Source organism: uncultured Pontibacter sp., assembly GCF_947499215.1.
Lineage (GTDB): Bacteria > Bacteroidota > Bacteroidia > Cytophagales > Hymenobacteraceae > Pontibacter.
Genome location: NZ_CANMNI010000001.1, coordinates 378,736 through 398,758, shown reverse-complemented (window position 1 = coordinate 398,758; position 20,023 = coordinate 378,736). Strand labels below are relative to the sequence as shown.

The 20,023-nt window shown below is 49.1% G+C and carries 17 protein-coding genes; 6 read left to right on the top strand and 11 right to left on the bottom strand.

Annotated elements, in window-relative coordinates:
* Positions 1–10: 10 nt before the first annotated feature.
* Together Q1A04_RS01740 and Q1A04_RS01735 are read right to left on the bottom strand one after the other, a co-directional pair.
* Positions 11–826 (bottom strand): membrane or secreted protein, encoded by an 816-nt coding sequence (locus tag Q1A04_RS01740; RefSeq protein WP_299700326.1) that lies wholly within the window; start codon positions 824–826, stop codon positions 11–13.
* Between the two features lie 70 nt (positions 827–896).
* Positions 897–1,418, bottom strand: coding sequence for a DUF2911 domain-containing protein (locus Q1A04_RS01735; protein WP_299700324.1), 522 nt, complete (start codon positions 1,416–1,418; stop codon positions 897–899).
* A 255-nt stretch (positions 1,419–1,673) separates the two neighbouring features.
* On the opposite strand from Q1A04_RS01735, the gene Q1A04_RS01730 reads away from it, so the two are divergent.
* On the top strand, positions 1,674–2,798 hold the full coding sequence (locus Q1A04_RS01730; RefSeq protein WP_299700323.1) for a hypothetical protein: 1,125 nt from the start codon (positions 1,674–1,676) through the stop codon (positions 2,796–2,798).
* Between the two features lie 206 nt (positions 2,799–3,004).
* On the opposite strand, the gene Q1A04_RS01725 is transcribed toward Q1A04_RS01730, so the two are convergent.
* From Q1A04_RS01725 to Q1A04_RS01710, 4 genes are all read right to left on the bottom strand, one after another.
* A complete protein-coding gene (locus Q1A04_RS01725) occupies positions 3,005–4,657 on the bottom strand; it encodes a M1 family metallopeptidase (RefSeq protein ID WP_299700322.1) in 1,653 nt (550 codons plus the stop codon).
* A 139-nt stretch (positions 4,658–4,796) separates the two neighbouring features.
* Positions 4,797–5,504, bottom strand: a complete 708-nt coding sequence (locus Q1A04_RS01720) for a hypothetical protein (RefSeq protein ID WP_299700321.1) — start codon at positions 5,502–5,504, stop codon at positions 4,797–4,799.
* Positions 5,505–5,623: 119 nt separating this feature from the next.
* Complete coding sequence (locus tag Q1A04_RS01715) at positions 5,624–5,815, bottom strand: cold-shock protein (protein ID WP_007659836.1); 192 nt, start codon at positions 5,813–5,815, stop codon at positions 5,624–5,626.
* Positions 5,816–6,038: 223 nt separating this feature from the next.
* Positions 6,039–6,752: a S1/P1 nuclease gene (locus Q1A04_RS01710; protein WP_299700318.1), complete on the bottom strand. Its 714-nt coding sequence runs from the start codon at positions 6,750–6,752 to the stop codon at positions 6,039–6,041.
* 265 nt (positions 6,753–7,017) lie between these two features.
* On the opposite strand from Q1A04_RS01710, the gene Q1A04_RS01705 reads away from it, so the two are divergent.
* The 3 genes from Q1A04_RS01705 to Q1A04_RS01695 all read left to right on the top strand — a co-directional run bounded on the left by Q1A04_RS01705 (position 7,018) and on the right by Q1A04_RS01695 (position 9,862).
* Entirely contained in the window at positions 7,018–8,124 is a 1,107-nt protein-coding gene (locus Q1A04_RS01705) for a P1 family peptidase (protein WP_299703618.1), read from the top strand.
* Positions 8,108–8,965 (top strand): aminotransferase class IV, encoded by an 858-nt coding sequence (locus Q1A04_RS01700; protein WP_299700316.1) that lies wholly within the window; start codon positions 8,108–8,110, stop codon positions 8,963–8,965. Before Q1A04_RS01705 ends, Q1A04_RS01700 begins: the two co-directional genes overlap by 17 nt.
* A 99-nt stretch (positions 8,966–9,064) precedes the next feature.
* Positions 9,065–9,862 (top strand): phosphatase PAP2 family protein, encoded by a 798-nt coding sequence (locus Q1A04_RS01695; protein WP_299700314.1) that lies wholly within the window; start codon positions 9,065–9,067, stop codon positions 9,860–9,862.
* A gap of 62 nt (positions 9,863–9,924) precedes the next feature.
* Here Q1A04_RS01695 and Q1A04_RS01690 read toward each other — a convergent pair whose 3' ends face one another.
* The 4 genes from Q1A04_RS01690 to Q1A04_RS01675 all read right to left on the bottom strand — a co-directional run bounded on the left by Q1A04_RS01690 (position 9,925) and on the right by Q1A04_RS01675 (position 15,883).
* Positions 9,925–11,202: an SdiA-regulated domain-containing protein gene (locus Q1A04_RS01690; RefSeq protein WP_299700312.1), complete on the bottom strand. Its 1,278-nt coding sequence runs from the start codon at positions 11,200–11,202 to the stop codon at positions 9,925–9,927.
* A 130-nt stretch (positions 11,203–11,332) separates the two neighbouring features.
* On the bottom strand, positions 11,333–12,616 hold the full coding sequence (locus Q1A04_RS01685) for a HAMP domain-containing sensor histidine kinase (RefSeq protein ID WP_299700309.1): 1,284 nt from the start codon (positions 12,614–12,616) through the stop codon (positions 11,333–11,335).
* Positions 12,616–13,290, bottom strand: a complete 675-nt coding sequence (locus tag Q1A04_RS01680) for a response regulator transcription factor (RefSeq protein WP_299700308.1) — start codon at positions 13,288–13,290, stop codon at positions 12,616–12,618. Before Q1A04_RS01680 ends, Q1A04_RS01685 begins: the two co-directional genes overlap by 1 nt.
* 70 nt (positions 13,291–13,360) lie before the next feature.
* Entirely contained in the window at positions 13,361–15,883 is a 2,523-nt protein-coding gene (locus tag Q1A04_RS01675) for a transglycosylase domain-containing protein (RefSeq protein WP_299700306.1), read from the bottom strand.
* Positions 15,884–16,290: 407 nt separating this feature from the next.
* Between Q1A04_RS01675 and Q1A04_RS01670 the strand changes: the two genes are divergently transcribed.
* Both Q1A04_RS01670 and Q1A04_RS01665 read left to right on the top strand, forming a co-directional pair.
* Positions 16,291–17,445: an acyl-CoA dehydrogenase family protein gene (locus Q1A04_RS01670; protein WP_299700305.1), complete on the top strand. Its 1,155-nt coding sequence runs from the start codon at positions 16,291–16,293 to the stop codon at positions 17,443–17,445.
* Positions 17,446–17,459: 14 nt separating this feature from the next.
* Entirely contained in the window at positions 17,460–18,983 is a 1,524-nt protein-coding gene (locus tag Q1A04_RS01665) for a PAS domain-containing sensor histidine kinase (RefSeq protein ID WP_299700304.1), read from the top strand.
* A gap of 20 nt (positions 18,984–19,003) precedes the next feature.
* Here Q1A04_RS01665 and Q1A04_RS01660 read toward each other — a convergent pair whose 3' ends face one another.
* The gene (locus Q1A04_RS01660; RefSeq protein WP_299700303.1) at positions 19,004–20,023 is read right to left on the bottom strand and encodes a hypothetical protein; all 1,020 of its coding nucleotides are present in this window, start codon (positions 20,021–20,023) and stop codon (positions 19,004–19,006) included.

Here is a 20,023-nt window from a genome sequence, read left to right as displayed (position 1 = left end):
AGAGCGGAAATTAATCGTTTGATATGCGAGACCAGATCTCGTTCACCGGACTGCCCTTGCTACTCTGTCCGGAATGGTGCCAGTTACCGTCTTTCACTTCAAAATTGAAAGAGAGGGAAATGCCCACCCGGCTGCTGTCGCGCGAGAAAAACTCGATATGCTCTGTATACTTGCCATCCTCGGCAGTATAAGTGCCACCGCCCGTGCCCGAAAACTGACCGGTTTCGGAGTTGAAAGCGATCCACTGAAAGCGGGTACCGGAGAGGACCTTTAACGTTTTGCGCGGACCGGGGCGCATGGTGTTCATCTGCCCATCACGCTCGCGGCCGGTGATGCGCCACGTGCCTGCCAACGGCGAGGACGTATTTTCTTGAATTCTTTCCCAGTTTTCGGTCTCTTGGCCATTGCTGATCATCCACTGGTTATTCTCCAGTTTGAAGTCTGCTATTGAGGAGCTGCCTACCATCGTGGAGTCAAAGGTATTGAACTCTTGGTTGATGGTGAGTTTGTCACCTGCTATGGAATAAGTACCGCCGGTAGTCCCTAGGAACTGCTTGTTTTGCTGATCATACATGGCAACTGTAAAGAAACCGTCCTGCAACAGCATCACGACCTGATTGTCCTTTACATTCTGCAATTGCCATGCACCTTCAAATTTAGCGGCTTGCTGCTCAGGACCTTGATTGGGGTTGGTAGCTTGAATGGCCCCGTCTGATTTGGTGGTGGCAGACTGATCAGACTCTTCTGTAGCGGCCGCGCCAGCACAGCCGATCAGGAACAGGAGCCCAAGTCCGGCTGCTGCTGTGTTTTTCAATGGTTTTATCATAGATCTATCGTTATGGCTATGGCATAAAAAAGCCGCTCCATACAAGGTATAGGCGGCTCTAAGTTTATCTTTATTTTATTTTGACAGGCAGTTCCAGTTTTTCCCAACGCATGAGGATGCCATTGCGGGCAACATGGTAGGAGAGACGCTCGTGCATCGTACTGGTGCTACGTGGCTTTACTCGCACGCGCAGTGCGTCTTGCCTTTCATCATATTCCGTACCCCACTGACCGGTGGCTTTGTTGAAAATCACGGTCCACTGGCTCTCACCGGGGATAGTATAGAAACTGTACTTGCCCTTTGCCAAATGGCGTCCCTCTACGAGCACGTCTTGGCTGAACTCAATGGTGGTGGCTTCGTTGGCGCCTGCACGCCACACTTTGCCATAAGGCACAAGCTCCCCCCAAACGGGGCGGTTCTTTACGGTCGGACTACTGTAATCGATGGAAACAAGGGCATCGCCTATTTTGCCTGTGGCCGTAGCAGGTGGACTCGGGCGGTTGTTCTTATTGCCGTTCTGTGCCCATGTGCTAAGCGACAGGAAAAGGAAAGCAACTAATAAGGTATAGGTAAGATTACTCGATCTTTTCATATGTAAAATAATAGTGGAAACGCAGCAATTGCTTTGCTAAGATAGCTAAAAAATCCTACAAAAGTATAGACAGTATGCAATTTAAAAGGTTTAACGTACAGGTTGACTTATTATGATAAATAGTGCCTCAGTTTGCGGGATTTACAGGAACGCAATGCCTACAGGCGGTGTTTTCTCAAAACCGGCGGCAGTTTCAGTGCTGCTACGCGTTAAACTATTGTCAGTATTTCGCTTAATCGTTAATTGATCGATTTCATGCCTAATTTCCTATATGTTGCTTTACTGAGGCGGAAAGTATACCTGCCTGTGATTTTGCTGTTCCTCCTTTTTGTGAGTGTGGCCAGCATACCTTCCTCCAATCCGGATGTTTTGCAATTGCGCACAGAGAAGCTGCCATTCTCCCCAAAGGAGTTTTACATTGCGGAGGTGATTGATGAGCGAAGCGATAAAAAAACGGTGGCCTATCTCGTGCCTGTAGGAGCCGGTGCGTCTGCCAAAACAAAGGCTATAGACCTGCAGGGGGGCGGATTAACCGCCTTTCGCACTTTCGTACAGCAAGGTATACCTGCCAACAAAAAGCTCCGCCCCGTCGTGATTCGCCTGAAAGAAATGCAGGTAAAGGAAGCCGCTACTGAAAGTGGCAGGGTAGAGGGGAAAATTGCGGTGGAGATGGCCTTCGAACTAAACCGCGATGGCGAAACTGTTCCGTTACTGCAGTACAAGGGAGGCGGCAGGTATGAGCGTTCGGCTAACCGGAACGAGGTGACCGAAACGGCGCTGCGGCAGTCGCTGGTGGAGGCGCTGCGTTACCTCAACACTTGGATGGACCGTGAGGCCAACACAAACCCAAAACTGGCCAAAGGTATTAAAGTGACTTTTACGGATTACATGGGTAGCAATGATCAGGATACGGTGTTTTACGTGCCACATAGAACTCTCCAGTGGGAGGATTTCAAGGCTGATGCCAATCGCGCCAGCCGCTTCTCAGCTACCGTGTTCCCGAGCTTTGCCTACGATGGCGAAACAGAGGTCAAAGACGGCATCATCCACCTCAATCTGACCATGAAGGTATACGTGCTCAAAAGTTCATCATGGGTAAAGGAGAGCGCTAAAGATCCCTATGGCCTGAACCACGAGCAGCGGCATTTTGATATCGTGAAGCTAGTGTCAGAACGCTTCAAGCAAAAGGTAAACCCTGATGAGCTTTCGCTGACAGACTACAACAGCAACATACAGTACCTGTTCATAGAGTCCTTCCGCGAGATGAATCAATTGCAAGACCAGTACGATGAAGAAACCCGCCACGGCTTAGACAAACTAGCCCAAGAGCGCTGGAACCTCCGACTCGAAAAGGAGCTGAAGGAAATAGGAGTGAAGTGAGTTTAGGAGTTTTGGAGTTAAAAAGTTAGAGAGTTAAGAAAAGCTTCGTTCTTCATTCAGGTCCTATACTAATGATTACTAAGTGACACAAGAAGCACCTTAATGTGTTTGTATAATGAATTAATTAGAAGGGCCTTATTTCATAAGAAATAAGGCCCTTCTCTTTCTAAACTCCTAAACTCTCAAACTCCCCAACTTTCAAACTCCTATACTCCCTTCTCTTCCTGCACATAGAAGTTCGGGTCTACCGTCAGTTTGGTCCCGGCTTTCACCTTCTTCATTTCTTTCCAATCGGTTGTCGGCACCAGCCATGTTTCTTGACCATTCAGGTATACCTTTACTGGCATGTCGAATCCGTCCACGGCATTAGCCCATCGGTAGCTTAGCTTCTTCTTTTCTTGACGGTACTCTAGCACAGGTATGCGGGTATCGCGCAGGTACTGGTTGAAGAAGCGGCTGAGGTCGCGGCCTGTGTGCTGCGAAAGGTAATCCTCGATCTGTTGGGTGGTAACGGTCTGGTGGTAGAAATCTCGGTTGAGACCGCGCAATATCTCGCGCCACTTCTCGTCATCATTCAGGACCTGTCGCAAGGTATGCAGCATGTTGGCGCCTTTCGGGTACATATCCCCAGAGCCGCTCTTGTTCACATCATAGTGCCCGATGATAGGCTTGTCGTTGCGAATGTTCTGGCGAATTCCGATGACATATTCGCTGCCCGCCTGCTTGCCAAAATGGTACTCGACGAACAGGGGCTCAGAATAGGTCGTGAAACTTTCATGAATCCACATGTCGGCCGCATCTTTGTAGGTGATGTTGTTGGCAAACCACTCGTGTCCGGTCTCGTGGATGATAATGTAGTCGAACTTCATGCCCCAGCCCGACCCGCTTAGGTCGCGCCCACGGTAACCATTCTGGTAGCCGTTGCCATAGGTCACGGAACTCTGGTGCTCCATACCCAGATAAGGGGCTTCTACTAACTTGTAGCTGTCCTCATAAAAAGGGTAGGGGCCAAACCAGTGCTCGAAAGCCTGCAGTGTGCGTCGCACATCCTTAAATTGCACCCTTGCTTTTTCAAGGTTATCGCGCAATACCCAATAGTCGCAGTCGAGCGTGCCCTTCTCTCCTTTGTATTTCTCCCCGAAGTGCACATAGTCGCCGATGTTTATGTTCACCCCATAGTTGTTAATCGGGTTCGTGACCGCCCAGTGGAAAGTGCGGGTCCCGTCCTTGTTTTCATCCACGCCGCGCAATCTGCCATTCGACACATTAGTCAGTTCTTTGGGAACGGCCACACTCATAAGCATGCTGTCCGGTTCGTCGTACATATGGTCTTTGCAGGGCCACCACAGACTGGCGCCCGCCCCTTGGTTAGAGCTAGCCACAAAAGGATTGCCATTGCTATCGCGCTTCCACGTGATGCCTCCACTCCAAGGCGGATTTGGGCTCACTTTCGGCTTTCCGCCATAGAAAACCTCCACTTGGTTTTCGGCTCCGACCTGCTGCGCCTCCACCAACTGTACGAAGTAGGCGTTTCCTTCTTGCCGCACATGCAGTGGCTTCCCGTTTTGCAATACCTTTTCCATGCGCATGGGTGGCTGCAGGTCGATCTGCATGATCTGGTAAGGCTCCAGCACTTTGTAACGGATGGTGTTAGAACCGTGAATGCTACTGTCGGCGGGATTCACCTTTATATCAAGATGGTAATAGGTGAGGTCCCACCACGCGCGCTCCGGGGTGATGGAGCCGCGCAGCGTGTCTTGTCTAGTGAAGTTTTGAGCCTGAGCAGAATCGAAACTCAGCGCAAACAGGGCGATCGCAGCGGAAAGGGCAGCTTTGGCAGGCAGCGCAAATAATTTCATCGGTTTTATTTTTAACTACAGATTAAAGATAGTTAAATTTTGAAAAGGAGCATTATTATTTGGCTGTGCGACAGCTTAATGTATGACCGATGAAGGAATGGTCATTCAGACAGAAGGATCAGTGGCCTCTACACAATCACTACTTTTTAAGCGCATTCTTTTCCCAAATAGTTTTTCCGCTTGAGTCCATAACCGCTATACCTGCAAAGTCTTCTTTATTGCCAAAAAAGGCGCTTCCAGCTTTGGCTTTTCCTAAAATCAAGCGCCCGTCATCAGAGGCAACCTGAATTCCTTTGGTGCCGTCTTCCAGTACAAACAGGTGCATGGCCTCGCCGGTCTCATCGTCCATCCCAAAGACAACGCGGTACTTGCCTTCTGTCGTCTTAGAGATGCCCAAGCCGCCTCTTTCAAAGCCTTCATCATCATTAAAGGTAAAACCGGCTGCGTCAACTAATCTTTTACCAGTATTAGGATCAGGTGTTTTTTCACCTAACACTATCTTGTCGAAACCCTGCTCATTTAGGAAAACAATGCCATTGGCATCATGCTCATAGGTGGCGTAGTGTTCCATGTACTTGTCCCCACCAAGATCTGGGGCCCATTCTTTTCGCACCCTCTCCAGATTTGTTCTCATCCGGTGACGCGACTCAGGGATGGGCGTCCCGATAAGAATCCTGTCACGCCCTGCGCTGTCCTCTATGATAATGCCCTTGGCCCTTATAATGTCCTTGTTACTGCTGGACGAAACAGCCGTCAACATTATTGTGACCATAATAAGGCTACTAGCAACAGCATAATACCTGAGCCAGCTTACCTGACGCTTGAGTTGATTTAATTCCTTTTCCATAGCTCTTTTTTCTTGCTAATAGGTAGATGCAAGCGGGTGGAAAAAGGTTGCCTATAACGACAAAGGGCCCCGCATCATGCGGAGCCCTTTGTTTGATTTACGCTTTATATATAACCAGACTAAGCCAGTTTCACATTTACCGCGTTTAGTCCTTTTTTGCCTTCTTTCACTTCGAATGTTACTTCGTCGTTTTCTCTGATCTCATCGATCAAACCTGTTACGTGTACGAAGTACTCTTCGTTTGTTTCACTGTCTTTGATAAAACCGAAACCCTTGGTTTCATTAAAGAATTTTACTTTTCCGTTACTCATGATATGTTGTTGTTATTTTCTTTAGACACCTCAGAACGTTAAATCGTTCACAATAGGTACAACTTTTTAAAGAAATTTTAAAATTGTTGATAAATAATTAGAGAATTGGCTCAAATGGGCTGCAAAAGTGCTTTATAGCTTATTGAAATATAAAAAAAGAAGCCCCCGCAGTGCATAAGAGTGTATAGCTGCTGGGGCTGCTCTAAGAGATATTTCTGGCGTACTAGCCGTAGATCTGGTTCAGCAAACCTGCCAGACGCACGCCCGCCTGCAAAATGCGCTGCTCCACCGTGCTAAAGTTATCGTAGCTGTAGCGGTAGCCAAGGCGCCCATCCGCTGGTATGTCGTATACCTGCTCGCGGAATTTCATAGATTCATAAGCCCAATCGCGCACGCCGGTGGCCTGCCATGCTTTCACCTGTGTTTTAGATGGAGTACCTACGAAATGCGCCAGCTCTGTAAAGCTTAGGTTTTTACCGTCTATCATATCACTGTCCCAAACGCGGTGCAGGTTGGAAGGCTGGCCGAACCACTGCAGTTTTACCGCATTGCCACCCATATCACCTTCTTTGCCTACATGCAGGGGCTGGTGCAGATCGCCTACCAAGTGCACTAGGTATTTGAGGTACTCTTGGTGTTGCTTGTCAGTCAGATCGTCATCTTTCAAAGCACGCACCAAGTCCTCGATTTTCATGATGAGGTCTCCGTTCGGATTCTTCTCGGTTTGCTCATACTTCTTTCCGCCCGGTATAGTCACCCAGTGCCAGTCATGCGTGTGGTTATAGGTGGTGTCAGACTTAATATCGTCCATCCACACCGATACCTCCGCCAAGGAGTTGTCATGCAGCACTTTCATGATTTTCTTTTTAGCCTTTTTGCTCAGGTGCTGTTCGGCTATCAGACCCACGGCTCGGTGTCCGTTTTGTCCCCAAGCCATGGCATGTCCTATCATTAAAGGGAGAAATAGCAGGACGCAAATTATTTTTTTCATGGATAATAAGTATTGGAAGGTTATAAGCTGCAAAACAAAGTCTTTTTTACTTAATTGTGTTACCTAAATGTGATTTCTTTAGAAGAATGCGCGGAAAGGCTGTATAGTTCAGTGTGCGTAATTCGCCATCTTATCCATTAGGAGCGTAGCCTTGCTTTAACCGTTCTAGGTATACCTTGTTATGAAAATAATTTTTACTGGCTTACTTATCATGGCTGCTATTCTCAACACCGAAGGACAGGAGCGCAAACGGGCCCGTGACTACGGCATCCGCATCGGTGTGCTCCCGACCGGTACGCACAATGCCATCACCGATGTTAAAGGTGTCCGTGTGGGCCACTCTACCCTTATCTCAGGAAAAGAAGTGCGAACAGGTGTTACGGCCATACTGCCACACGAAGGCAATCTGTTTCAGAATAAAGTACCGGCAGCGGTTTACGTGGGAAACGGCTTCGGCAAACTGGCAGGCAGCACACAGGTGCGGGAACTAGGCAATCTGGAGTCGCCCATCATCCTGACCAACACATTGGGGGTAGCCACCGCCATGAATGCCGTAGTGGGCTATACCTTGCAACTGCCGGGTAACGAACAGGTACAGTCTGTCAATGCGCTTGTGGGCGAAACCAACGACGGCTACCTAAATGACATTCGCGGCCGGCACGTAACAGAAGAACATGTATTGGAGGCTATACGACAGGCACAACCCGGAGCAGTGGCAGAGGGTAATGTGGGTGCTGGTACCGGCACGGTCTGTTTCGGCTATAAAGGCGGCATTGGCACGGCCTCCCGTAAATTGCCCGCCAGTCTGGGCGGCTATACTGTGGGGGTACTGGTGCAGAGTAATTTTGGCGGTGTGCTGCAGATAGACGGCGTACCGGTAGGCGAGGAGCTGGGACAGTTCGCTTTCAGCAAGCAGGTGCTGGAAAGCGCCGATGGCTCTTGCATGATCGTGGTGGCCACAGATGCGCCCCTAGACGCCCGTAATTTGGAGCGTATGGCCAAGCGCGCCATGATGGGACTTGCCAAAACGGGCGGCATCGCCTCCAACGGCAGCGGCGATTACGTCATTGCTTTCTCCACCGATCCCAACTTACGCATACCTTATACCTCTCGTGAGAGAACGCAAACATTCACGCTGCTGCGAAATGACGAAATGTCGCCGCTTTTCATGGCCACGATTGAGGCAACAGAAGAAGCCATTATAAACTCCCTTTTTGCGGCGGAGACCATGCAAGGCCGTAATGACCATAAAATAGAAGCCCTCCCGATTCAACCTGTCATCAAGATTTTGAAGAAACACAATGCCATCAGAAAATAACCTATTCGCCTACAACCACGGACAGATCATACCGCTGGACCAAGCCAGTTTGCACATTAGCGACTTGGCCGTGCAGCGCGGTTATGGGGTGTTCGATTTCATCAAAGTGCAGCAGGGGCTTCCGCTTTTTATGGAGGACTACCTAGATCGTTTTTATCAATCGGCCGGCCACATGGGCTTGGAAGTGCCGCTAAGCCGCAGTGAATTGAGGCAGGTAGTAAAAAAGCTATCCGAAGCGAACGGGCTAGAGGTGGCCGGTATGAAAATGATCCTGACGGGAGGGTATTCAGAAGATGGTTATACCCCGACTGACGCGAATCTGCTCATTACGCAGCTGCCACTTGTGCTCCCTTCTGAGGAGAAAGTGTCAAGAGGCATATCCATCATGACACACGACTATGTGCGGGAGTTTCCGGAGGTCAAATCGATTAACTATACCATGGGCATTCGACTTATCACGCAATTGAAAAACCGCGGGGCGGAAGAGGTGCTTTATGTGAAGAATGGCGTGGTATCGGAGTTTCCACGCTGTAACTTCTTTATCGTGCAGGAGGATGACACAGTGGTTACACCGAGTAGCAACATCCTGTACGGCATCACCCGGAAAAATGTATTGCAATTGGCCGGTCGCAGGTATAAGACGGAGGTACGCGACATTACCCTGCAAGAAGTGCTTCAAGCTAAAGAGGCCTTCCTGACGAGCACAACCAAGCGGATTCTGCCCATCGTGAAGATAGACGACGTTGTAATTGGCAGTGGCAAACCGGGCAACGCAACCTTGAGCCTTCTGCAGGATCTGATTGAGCTAGAGGAGCTAAATGTGAAAAAGCGCTTATCTTAGGCGATTAAGCAAATTGTCTTTTATTTCGAATTTTTAGTATAAAACTTCAGACTTTCTTCAGAATTGCAATGTAAATAGTATGTGTTAAGGCCACATACTATGAAAAATTATTTACTGCTATTTATCTTATTCTTTCCCGTTACTGCCATTTCAAACGAGAATCGGTTTATTCCTGACACTACAGTGGTAGAGCAGCTAAATGACTCTACTCTAAAACCTTTTGAGGAGCGGGGTATGTTGCGGGTGGCACGTTCCGCGATTGTACCGGTCACCATGATTAGTGTCGGGTTGATGCACATGGATGATGAGGGGCTGTTTGAGGGAAGCAGAGGGCTAAGGCGCGTAGTCCGGCGGCACTACAATGATTTTACTACCAATGTGGACGACTATATTTACCATGGTCCAGTGGCGATGGCTGTTGGCCTTAATCTAGCCGGCGTTCACGGCGAGCATCATTTTACAGAGCAGGCAATACTTTTAGGTATGACACATTTGCTCAACCGCACGATCACAAACAACCTTAAATCAATAACCGACATTAAGCGCCCCAATGGAACATCACGCGATGCATTCCCATCAGCTCATACCAGCACGGCTTTCGCATACGCCACTTTTTTTCATAAGGAATATGGGGCCCGTAGCGTATGGTATAGCATAGCAGGATATTCCTTTGCGACTGCTACGGGTGCCATGCGCATTCTCAACGACAAACACTGGCTATCGGATGTATTGGTAGGAGCAGGTATAGGTATTTTGTCTGCTGAGGCTGTGTATATGATTTACCCCCTCATTCAAGAGAAGATTGCGCAAAGCCATTTAAAGAAAAAGAACTTAGCCATGATGCCTTTCTATACTAATGGAGCAGGTGGTATAGCGCTAGTTTATCGTATACTTTAGAAAAGGAAGTGGCAATGGCTTCATGAAATTCGCATTAGTCTGTTGCATGCCTGTTTATTAGCTTACTGGAGTCCGTTGGTATATTTCAAAATTACTCCCTTTCCTTTTTTGCTTCCCTCGCTGGCTATGTACATGGCGCCGTCTTCATCAAATGTGAGCCCCTCGGCTTGACGCAATATTTTTTTATCCAGCGTAAGGCTTTTGCTCAGCTTACCGTCCTGCTCCAACATATAGATGCGCTGATTTACGGCATCAAGCAGGTATAGCGCTTGGTTGCTAGGGTTTATTTCAAGCGAGGACGGCTGCAATACATCATAATCAGACCTTCGTTTTTTTGATGAAGCAGCCACCTGAGATAAGGGGATTTTAATTAATGGATCGCCCTCAAGCCTTTTTGTTTCCAGAGAGAAGATATAAATCGCCTTGTGTCCTTTTATTCTAGGGTCATAGCCTTTGGGCGCTAATAAAAGCCTGTTGTGCTGCGCATCATAGGCCATGCCCTCCATGTTGATGGTCGCAGGCAAAGAAATTTTGTAACTTTTAACCGTTGGTTTTTCATACTCGAAATCCGAAACTTCGAAAATAGTGCCATCACTGCGGAGTACGTAAGCATCCCCATCGGCCACCGAAATGGCCTCATAATCACCGGGGCCGGCAAATGGGACCGCTCTGGTAGTTTTTTTCTCAGCCAGATCAAAAATAAAAATTTTACCTTCTTCATCCTGAATGCATGCCATCGTACCGTTAGGCAGTAAAGCTATACCTGACACTTCTCGCAGCACTGCTGGCAGTTCCCAACTATTGTCAGGTGTGCCCAGTTTGTCCATTAGCACCGTATTGTTTTTTGAGAGTGGAATCAGAGAAGCATTTTGTTTGACCTGTTCTTTCTGCGGTGCTTCTGAAGATTCTCTTAACAGCTCACCCGATTCAGTGAATTGCAGTATTTTTTCCTTGCTGCCTTGCTCTAGTTCTACCTTGAATGTAGTTTGATCGGATGCCTGTATGCGATGTACTTCTTCAACTTTATAATTTTGATAATACTGCTGTAAGTAAGCGTGTATCGACCCCGGAAGAAATTCTTCATCAATCTCTTCTGTATAGCTTACAAGCTTTCCGTCCTCTTGAAATAGCGCAACCCGCTCCCTTCCACTTATTTTAAACTCTGCCTCATACAGCCCATTCTCTTTGTCCCAGTCAACTTGTTTGATGTTTGGATAGGTCTCTATAAACCCAACCTTAACAGCATCCGGCACATCCCGTTTCAGCCAAATATTATCACACGCGCTAAACAGGGTCAGGGAAGAGAGTATACAAGCCAGTATATATCGTTTACTTATCATTTTGCTTTAGATTTAAGTACTGTATGATCTAGTATACAGCGGGAATCTGAAGCAAATCTGAAGAATGAGCTGACCAAGAATAATTAATGCTGCAAAACTGCTAAGCTCTTTTCCTTTTCTGAACGAAACCCTAAAAACTATTTGCATATTTTTTGGGGAGTTGCAGGCAAAGTTTATGTAGCCCATCGGTATAATTGTAGGCAGGCTGCAATTTGTATAAACTACAGATTTTACTCACTATAGCTAAGCCTATACCTAAGGAACCTGCGGCTTTGTTCCCGCTCATAAAGCGCTCAAACATTTGCTCTGGCGAGCTGTCTAGCGGCTTGCCTGTGTTGCTGATGCAAAGCTCCTGTGCCGTTAGGCTAACATAGATAGTACCACTGGGGCAATTATGGCGAATAGCGTTCAGAAGAATATTAGAAAGCAGCACTTCGGCCAAACCTCTGTTAATGGAAAGTGTTGTTGGTTCAAGAGATGTTACTTGATAGGCTAATTCGTGCATTTGCATTATATCATGCAGGTGGGTGATCTGCTCAAGAAGTACCTCATGCAACGGAAGCTCTTCAGTCTCACTGAACTCTCTGTTTTCAATTCGTGTGAGCAGGATCAGCGATTTGTTAAGACGAGATAGCCGATTGACCGATGCGTGCATTTCCTCAAGCATGGAAGCCTGCTGCTGTGTCAGGTTATCTGACTGCATGAAGAGCTCAAGTTTGCTGTTAACAATCGCCAACGGCGTCTGAATTTCGTGTGAGGCATTTTCAGTGAACTCCTTCAGGTTAATGTAGTCATTGTGAATTTTCTTGGTCATGGCCTGTAAAACATCATTCAACTCCTGAAACTCCCGGGTTTTTGTGGGGTTTAGGTATAGCGGCTCACGCTGTGTCAGACTGTAGCGCTTCGCCTTGTCTAGTGTGTCATAAAAATTTAGCCATGTATACTTGTTCACGAAGTAGTTGACACCCGCCAGCCCTATCAATAAAAGCAAGAATATCCACGCCATAGCTAGCATGGTACTTTCAAACAAATCCTCGAAGTCCATCAGGGATTTAAGGATCGTATACTGAAAAGGCTTGCCATTTTGGTAAGCTATGAAAGATAGTTTCCTGAAAGGGATATACTCTTCGTCGTAGGCGCTAAAGATGAGGGTATCAGTTAGCGCCTCAATTACCTTGATCCGGTCGCTGTGTTCTTTTACCAGAATAGCCTCTGAGATGCCTGATGTTACATTGGGTAGTTCATTATGTCGCCGAATATATTCGATTATGTTTTCTTTGTCCGTGAAGAGTTGATCATCTACTTCGTCATATATCTCCGTCTGTAGGATTTTGTAGAAACTGAGCCCGCCCAATAAGAACACAACAATTGAAACGATCAGGTAGTACAGGCTGGTTTTAGTGAGAATGCGCATCAGTAGTTGAATTTGTAACCCATGCCGTAAATTGTCTGAATGGGGTCTTCAGCTCCTGTTTCAATTAATTTCCGGCGCAGGTTCTTGATATGGGTATACACGAAGTCGAGCGAGTCTAGCGTCTCGATATGATCTCCCCAAAGATGCTCGGCTATGGAGTCCTTGGTTAGCACGCGGTTTTTGTTTGATACAAAATAGAGGAGCAGTTCGAACTCTTTTTTTGTGAGTGTCATTTTTCGCCCTTCCACCAAGGCCTCGGCAGACTCTGGGTATACTTCCAAGCTGCCTAGTTGAATAACTTTTTGACTGGTTATGTTGCGCCGTCTGATAACAGATCTGAGTCGTGCATTCAGTTCAGAAAGGTGAAAGGGTTTGGTGAGGTAATCGTCTGCACCTAATTCCAGCCCTGAGATTTTATCGTCCAGCGCATTTTTCGCAGAAATGATAATGATGCCAGCCTCTGGGTTATTGGTCTTCAGTAACCTAATCAGGTCGAGTCCATTTCCTCCGGGTAAGGTCAGGTCTAGGATAACGCAGTCGTAGTCTTGGTTAGCGATCTTGCGCCAAGCCTTCCGAAAATCTTCTGCCGACTCGCAGGTATAGCCAACCTGTTGCAGGTACGCTACAATGGAGGCGTTCAGTGCGCTTTCATCTTCTATTATCAGCAGTTTCATCCGAGAGGGTATAATACCGAAGTATAAGGACGAAATCTGTAGGAATTCTGTTGTTGGAGTTTAGCAGTGTTTAGAAAATGCGGATACGACGTTCTCTTTCTCTCTTCTCCCGTTCCTTCTCACGTCGCCTTTGGTCTCTTTCGCGCTTCTTCTCTTGGTTGCGCTTGGCTTGGTTCTTCCAGTCCTCATAGGTCCTTACCACACGTTCCGTTAGCCTATCGAAGATATTCTCCGGCTCTGGCGGCGCTTCCCGGAAGGAATCGCAGTTCAAAAGGCCGTGCAAGTGCGCAGGGAGCGGAGCGAAACGGCTGTTGCGCAGATCGGCGTAGGTCTTATCCTGTGCTACCCGACGCATAAACTCACCCCATACCGGAAGCGCCGTGCGAGAGCCTTGTCCCTCGGTTATGGTGCGGAAGCGCACTTTTGGGCTTTCCGCTCCGACCCATACCCCCGTCACCAGATCCGGTGTAACACCGATGAACCAGCCGTCGGCATGCTCTTGTGAGGTGCCTGTCTTTCCGGCGATGTCCATGCGCAAGCCATACTGCGTGCGCAGCTTGGCTGCGCTCCCCTCTTCCACAACGCCCTGCAGCAAGTGTAGCATAATCGCGGCGTTTTCACGGGAAAGCACGCGGCGGGAATCACTGCCATTGTGGTGTTGGCGCAACACGCGCCCGTCGCGGTCCTCGATGCGGGTGATGTAAACAGGTACGGCCCTGTATCCGCCATTGGAGAAAGAGGCGTAGGCGCTCACCATCTCCAGCAATGAGAGGTCGGCGGTGCCGAGCGCAAGTGACGGCACCTGCGGCAGGTCCTGCTGTATACCCATGCGTTTGGCTAAGGCCGCTGTGCGGTCCACGCCTGTCTCCAAGATTAATTGAGCTGAAATGGTGTTGACGGACTGTGCCAAAGCGCCGCGCATGCTATACTCACCGCCATATTGTCCGTTTGCGTTTCGGGGTGACCAATCTTCGTACTCTGGGTACACCGTCTGTTCGTTGGCGAAATAGGTGCAGGGGGCTATTCCTTTTTCCAACGCGGCGGCATACACAAAAGGCTTAAAGGTAGAGCCCACCTGCCGGCGTGACCGGACATGGTCGTACTTGAACACGTGGTGATTGATGCCACCCACCCAAGCGCGCACATAGCCCGTGCTCGGCTCCATGGATAACAGACCAGTATTCAGGAAGCGCTGGTAATAGGCCAGTGAATCCATCGGGCTCATGGGCTTAGACGTGTTGCCACTCCAACTGAACACATTCATAGGTATAGGCTTCCTGAAAGTTTCCAAGACCTCCTCATCAGATACGCCGTTTGCCTTAAGTTTTTTATAGCGGTCGGAGCGCTGCATAGCCAGCTGTATCACAGAGGCATCTTTCCCCCATGGCGTGCGGCCTTTCCAGTGTGTGTTGAACTGCTGCTGCAACTGGGCCATCTGCTTGCGTACAGCCTGTTCTGCATGGCGCTGCATACGCGAGTCGATGGTCGTGTAAATCTTCAGACCATCGGTGTAGAGGTTGTAGGGTTCTCCGTTTTTCTTGCGCTGCGATGCTGCCCAGTTTACCAGTTCCTGCCGCAGCTGTTCCCTAAAGTAAGGAGCCAAGCCATCGTTATGGGTGGTGTAGTGATAGTTTAATTTAAGTGGTTTTTCTTTAAGGGAATCAGCCTGTTGAGGCGTTAGGTAGTTGTATTTTGCCATCTGGCCCAACACCACGTTACGGCGCTGCAGTGAGCGCTCCGGGTATAATCGCGGGTTATAGCTGGTTGTGGCTTTGAGCATACCGATCAGCACGGCCGCCTGTTCTGTTTTGAGCGAGTCGGCGGTGGTGTTAAAGAAGCGGCGGGAGGCACGCTCGATGCCGTACAGGTTGCCGCCCATCGGCACGGTGTTCAGGTAAAGCTCCAACAATTCTTGTTTAGTGTAAATGCTCTCCAGCTTTCGGGCGATGATCATCTCGCGCAGTTTGGTGACGGGCATATCCCAGCGGCGGTGACTCTTGCGCGGAAACATGTTCTTGGCCAGCTGCTGACTCAGCGTACTGCCGCCGCCAGAGTTCTCCTGTCGCATCAGTAATGTTTTGAAGAACACACGCAGCACACTGCGCGTATCCACGCCCCCGTGCTCGTAAAAGCGCACATCCTCCGTGGCGATCAGCGCATCGATGGCAACGGGGGCTATCTCATCGTAGCGGATATTGGTGCGGTCCTGTATGTAGTAGCGGCCCAGCAGCACGTTGTCAGTGGAGTATACCTCGGAGGCGGTGTTGTTCTGAATGGCCTTGAGCTCTGCACGGGAAGGTATGGAGCCGCCGATAAAGCCAGTGTAAACCGCGAAGTAGAATACCGTAAAGGCCAAGAGCACGAACAGCAGCCCTTTTAGCGCCATACGAAACACGATGCGTAAGTCTGACAATTTGGGCTCTTTCCAGTTGTACTGGCGCAAAGTCTGCCATTTCTGCTGCCAATAGGCTCCCGTGAATTTGGGTTTCTGACTCTCAAAGAAAAGTCGGAACTGTGTCCCGAGGAATGTAAGTAGGGGCACGATAATGCCGTATACAATTAATCTTAAAAGCTTTAAAAGCAAACGCTTCATATAAGGTAAGTGTTTCTATCCTGCTAAGGCAGGTGCAGCCGGAATTAGGCAATAACCACGCCATACCTTGCCTGAGTTTCACAAGCAGTACGACAAAATCCCTTTACCGGACATATCTCTTTTTAAAGTGACTTTCGAAGTAACGCTTTTTATTCGGTTCTATTTCAGAATTTTAATACAAAGCAGATACCATCAGACAGGTAGCGGCAGGCAGACTTATATCCAAACCCTCATCTCCAAAAAGAAGTATGTGCAATTTGTCAATAAGTGGGGTATCGCTTTTGGGGCGTGCTGTTGGCTAGTTCGCAGCTGTAAAATTAGTGATCCCGCAATTTTATAGGTAATTTTGGTGAAAGATCTGAAGTAGCATCTACTTTAGGCCATACGCATTATATTACACCCTTTACATGAACTTAGATCAGATTCTGCAACTGGTTAATCAGGTTACGCAGACGACCGTGACAGAGGAGGCGCCACGTGTAGACCAAGAGGCCAAATGGCCTGAGGAAAGCATCAGGGCCATGCAACGCAACGGATTGGCCGGATTGGTCGTGTCACGTGAAGCGGGCGGAATGGGGCAGGGGCTCTATGCCTTGGCCCGGACCTGCGAAACCATTGGCGGTGTTTCCGCATCAACGGCACTTTGCTTTGGAATGCATTGCGTTGGTACAGCTGTAATTGGCGCCAAAGCCACCCCGCAGCAGCAGAAGGATTTTCTGGAGCCGATTGCTGCCGGTGAGCATCTTACTACACTAGCACTGAGCGAACCCGGTTCAGGCTCTCATTTCTACTTCCCTCAGACGCAATTGCTCGTCGAGCCAGATGAGCAGTACTTAATCCGTGGTAGCAAGACTTTTGTGACCAACGGTGGCAAGGCCGACTCTTATGTAGTGTCTACCATGGGAGTGGAGCCGGATGCTACGCTACATGAGTTTTCGTGTGTGGTGATGGAGAAAGACCGCCACGGCTTGGAGTGGGGACCCGAGTGGAAAGGGCTTGGCATGCGGGGCAACTCTTCCCGAAGCTTGACTTTGAATGATGTGCGTGTGCCTTCCCAGAACCTGTTAGGTGCCCGTGGCGATCAATTGTGGTATATTTTCCAAGTGGTGGCCCCTTTCTTCCTGACTGCCATGTCGGGTACTTATCTGGGCATTGCGCAGGCGGCTTTTGACAATGTGCGGCAGCACCTGATGGACCGCACGCACCGCCACAGTGGCATGTCGCTTTCGCAGCTGGCTTTGCTGCAGCACCGTGTCGGCACGCTTTGGGCCAACATTGAACGCACCCGCCGATTAATCTACCATGCCACGGAGCAGGCCGACTTGGGTGACCCGGGTGCCGTACTGCCTATACTTTCAGCAAAAGCGGAGGTTGCAAATTGCGCAGTGGATGTGGTGAATGAAGCCATGACGCTAGCCGGTGGCATTGCCTATCGTGACAACTCCCGCCTCGACGTACTGCTGCGCGATGCTCGTGCCGCACACGTAATGGCACCAACCACCGATCTGCTATACACTTGGCTAGGGCGGGCGCTGCTTGATCAACCTATTCTGGATAGTTAGTCTGAGGAGAAGGTATGACACTTATCTTACACACTGGCCTGCATAATGCCACTTTGCAATTGCTTGAAGAAAACCTTAAAGGCATTCAGCTCGAAGCCATTGCGGATAGCGCCATTAGGGGGAACTCGGTAAGCCTGCAAACGTGCGGAGCCCTACTCATCGGGGAGGAGAGCGATAATCCGGTGCGTCTTGCGCAGGAGGCTTTTTCCAAGGACAAGGGCATTTCTGTTCTTATTATCAATGATAAGAGCAACCATCAGAAAGTAAAGCAGGCGCTACAGTTCGCACCCTTTGTAGGACCAACCATCCAGACGGTTTCTAACGAATTGGGAGCGGGCTTGGTACCCATTATCGAGGATTCGCTGCAGCGTACAGAGCAGCGCCGTAATTACGTACGCATACGCTCCTCCAGTTCTCACTTGCAGTCTTTTTCTCCAAACTACATGGAGAAGGTGCGGGTTAGCTACATGACCCGTGTGCTCGATGAGGCCCCGATCGGAGCTGCCTTGCTAGGAAAGGATGGTACGGTGCTCAATGTGAACGCCTACATTCTGCGTTTGCTGGGCCTTACGGATAAGGAAATATTGGGTATTCAATTTTCTGCCCATTTTTCGGAGCCGGAGCGAAATGCCCTACAGGATTTTATTACAGACGGCTACCACAGCAAGGACAAGCGCACGTTTGAACTCGTTCAAGGGGAAGCGCGCAAGTTTTTGGAAATTTCCATAGGTGACATTGATGCCAACAGCAATGCCCCTTATAAAATTGCCATCGTCAACGATGTGACTTCAGCCACGGAGGCGCAACAGCACACCCTTGCCCACTTGGAGGAATTGCAGACGTTGAATGAGGAGTTACGTCGAGTGAATGAGGATCTGGACACTTTCGTGTACACGGCCTCGCATGACCTCAAGTCACCTATACTGAACATCGAAGGACTTGTAAACCTGCTTGAAGAGACACTAGACCCGCAGCAAGCGGAGGCACTGCTCGAACTGGAGCATATCCGCCGCTCCGTGGAGCGCTTTAAAAGTACGATAGAGGACCTTACTAAAGTGGCCCGTCTGCAGCGCAACATGGAGCAGGAAGCCTCTGAACTGGATGTCGTCCAACTGGCTGCGGATGTGCAGCAGCTTTTGAAAACGGAAGTTGAACAGTCTGGCGCCGAAATACACGTCTATACTCAAGAAGCGCCTACGCTCAACTTCTCGAGAAAGAACTTCAAGAGCATTCTTCTCAATCTGCTCAGTAATGCGATCAAATACCGCTCACCTGACCGAACGCTTCAAATCCATGTCAGAACCAGTATGCAGAATGGCTTTTTTGTGTTGACGGTACAAGATAACGGGCTTGGTATACCTGCCGGAAAGCAGGAGAGAGTCTTCCAGCTATTTAAGCGCATGCACGTACACGTGCAGGGGAGCGGCGTGGGGCTTTACATCGTTAAACGCATTGTTAACAACAGCGGCGGTACAGTGCAGGTGGAGAGCAAGGAAAACGTAGGAACCACATTCTCTGTGTCTCTACCGATAGTTTGATTCAGATCGCACTAAATAGGCTACCTGTCTGATTGCAGCCACTCTCTGGCATCCTCCTCCGACAGAAAGCAGCGGGTCTCTAGTTGTGGGTTGGCCTGCTTGAGTTTACCGCTGATTGCTTCACTGCTCATCTGTTGCAGGGCGTCCGGCGACGTCACCATAGCCAATTTTTTAAGCCTAGTTTTTGGGAGCACGTGCTGCGCGGTGTTAATCAGCCAGCCTTGGTCTTCGAGGGTAAGAACGCCGAGGCGCTGGTTGTTGAGAAGGAACGAGCTAAGTCGGTGTTCCGTTACCGCACGAACCGCTTTCAATATACCGTAGCGGTACTGCCGACTTTGCGGCACGCGCAACCAGTGCATGTTCATAATTCCACTGCTCTGATCAATGGCAATCGACACGAAGTCAGTGCGTACTTGCAGCTGTTCGGGAAGGGTAGTGGCCGCTGAAATCTGTTGTCCGCTTTGGGCAGGGGCTACTGGAACGTGCGCTTTACCGCGCCGCAAGAGCTCTGTCCGTATCAGCTTCATGTTGAAATTAAGCGGTATACGGAAAGTTTCATCCTCCAACGTTTGCCTGTTCAAACCCTCCAAAAGCCAGTCTTTCGCCTTCTCCTTATCCTCAAAGACTTTTGCCTCATAAGGTAAGTCCCCAACCGATTCCATAACGCTATGCACTATTCCAACAGTCTCTTTTCCTTGAGGGAGAACTCTGGCAACCCGACGTATTGGTGATTTTTTCATAGCCTCGCGCACAAAAGAGCTCAGCCAGCGTCGGTCTTCTTCATTCAAGTGAAAAACGGCGGGCACATCTATAAGCATTAATTCGGCTCGCAGCAGTACCGCAGCACGTGCCAGTAACCGAATGGCATGTTTTAACTCAAATGAACAAATGCTTTTGGACCATTGCGCATACATAAACTTTATGCGCGGGCAGTAACTGATAGAAAGCGAATCGGGCGACATTTCCTGTTCAGAAATGTAAACCGGTTGTTTTATGTCCTTTAGCTGGTGCTTTTGCAAGCTCAAAATCGAATTATTCAT

What these genes read in the sequence shown, in the direction of transcription:
- Q1A04_RS01700 (WP_299700316.1), top strand. Translation starts at nt 8,108, where the DNA reads ATGCCATCAGAAAATAACCTATTCGCCTACAACCACGGACAGATCATA.
- Q1A04_RS01735 (WP_299700324.1), bottom strand. Translation starts at nt 1,418, where the DNA reads ATGAAAAGATCGAGTAATCTTACCTATACCTTATTAGTTGCTTTCCTT.
- Q1A04_RS01740 (WP_299700326.1), bottom strand. Translation starts at nt 826, where the DNA reads ATGATAAAACCATTGAAAAACACAGCAGCAGCCGGACTTGGGCTCCTG.
- Q1A04_RS01685 (WP_299700309.1), bottom strand. Translation starts at nt 12,616, where the DNA reads ATGCGCATTCTCACTAAAACCAGCCTGTACTACCTGATCGTTTCAATT.
- Q1A04_RS01670 (WP_299700305.1), top strand. Translation starts at nt 16,291, where the DNA reads ATGAACTTAGATCAGATTCTGCAACTGGTTAATCAGGTTACGCAGACG.
- Q1A04_RS01690 (WP_299700312.1), bottom strand. Translation starts at nt 11,202, where the DNA reads ATGATAAGTAAACGATATATACTGGCTTGTATACTCTCTTCCCTGACC.
- Q1A04_RS01725 (WP_299700322.1), bottom strand. Translation starts at nt 4,657, where the DNA reads ATGAAATTATTTGCGCTGCCTGCCAAAGCTGCCCTTTCCGCTGCGATC.
- Q1A04_RS01710 (WP_299700318.1), bottom strand. Translation starts at nt 6,752, where the DNA reads ATGGCTTGGGGACAAAACGGACACCGAGCCGTGGGTCTGATAGCCGAA.
- Q1A04_RS01695 (WP_299700314.1), top strand. Translation starts at nt 9,065, where the DNA reads ATGAAAAATTATTTACTGCTATTTATCTTATTCTTTCCCGTTACTGCC.
- Q1A04_RS01705 (WP_299703618.1), top strand. Translation starts at nt 7,018, where the DNA reads ATGGCTGCTATTCTCAACACCGAAGGACAGGAGCGCAAACGGGCCCGT.
- Q1A04_RS01675 (WP_299700306.1), bottom strand. Translation starts at nt 15,883, where the DNA reads ATGAAGCGTTTGCTTTTAAAGCTTTTAAGATTAATTGTATACGGCATT.
- Q1A04_RS01680 (WP_299700308.1), bottom strand. Translation starts at nt 13,290, where the DNA reads ATGAAACTGCTGATAATAGAAGATGAAAGCGCACTGAACGCCTCCATT.
- Q1A04_RS01730 (WP_299700323.1), top strand. Translation starts at nt 1,674, where the DNA reads ATGCCTAATTTCCTATATGTTGCTTTACTGAGGCGGAAAGTATACCTG.
- Q1A04_RS01715 (WP_007659836.1), bottom strand. Translation starts at nt 5,815, where the DNA reads ATGAGTAACGGAAAAGTAAAATTCTTTAATGAAACCAAGGGTTTCGGT.
- Q1A04_RS01665 (WP_299700304.1), top strand. Translation starts at nt 17,460, where the DNA reads ATGACACTTATCTTACACACTGGCCTGCATAATGCCACTTTGCAATTG.
- Q1A04_RS01660 (WP_299700303.1), bottom strand. Translation starts at nt 20,023, where the DNA reads ATGAATAATTCGATTTTGAGCTTGCAAAAGCACCAGCTAAAGGACATA.
- Q1A04_RS01720 (WP_299700321.1), bottom strand. Translation starts at nt 5,504, where the DNA reads ATGGAAAAGGAATTAAATCAACTCAAGCGTCAGGTAAGCTGGCTCAGG.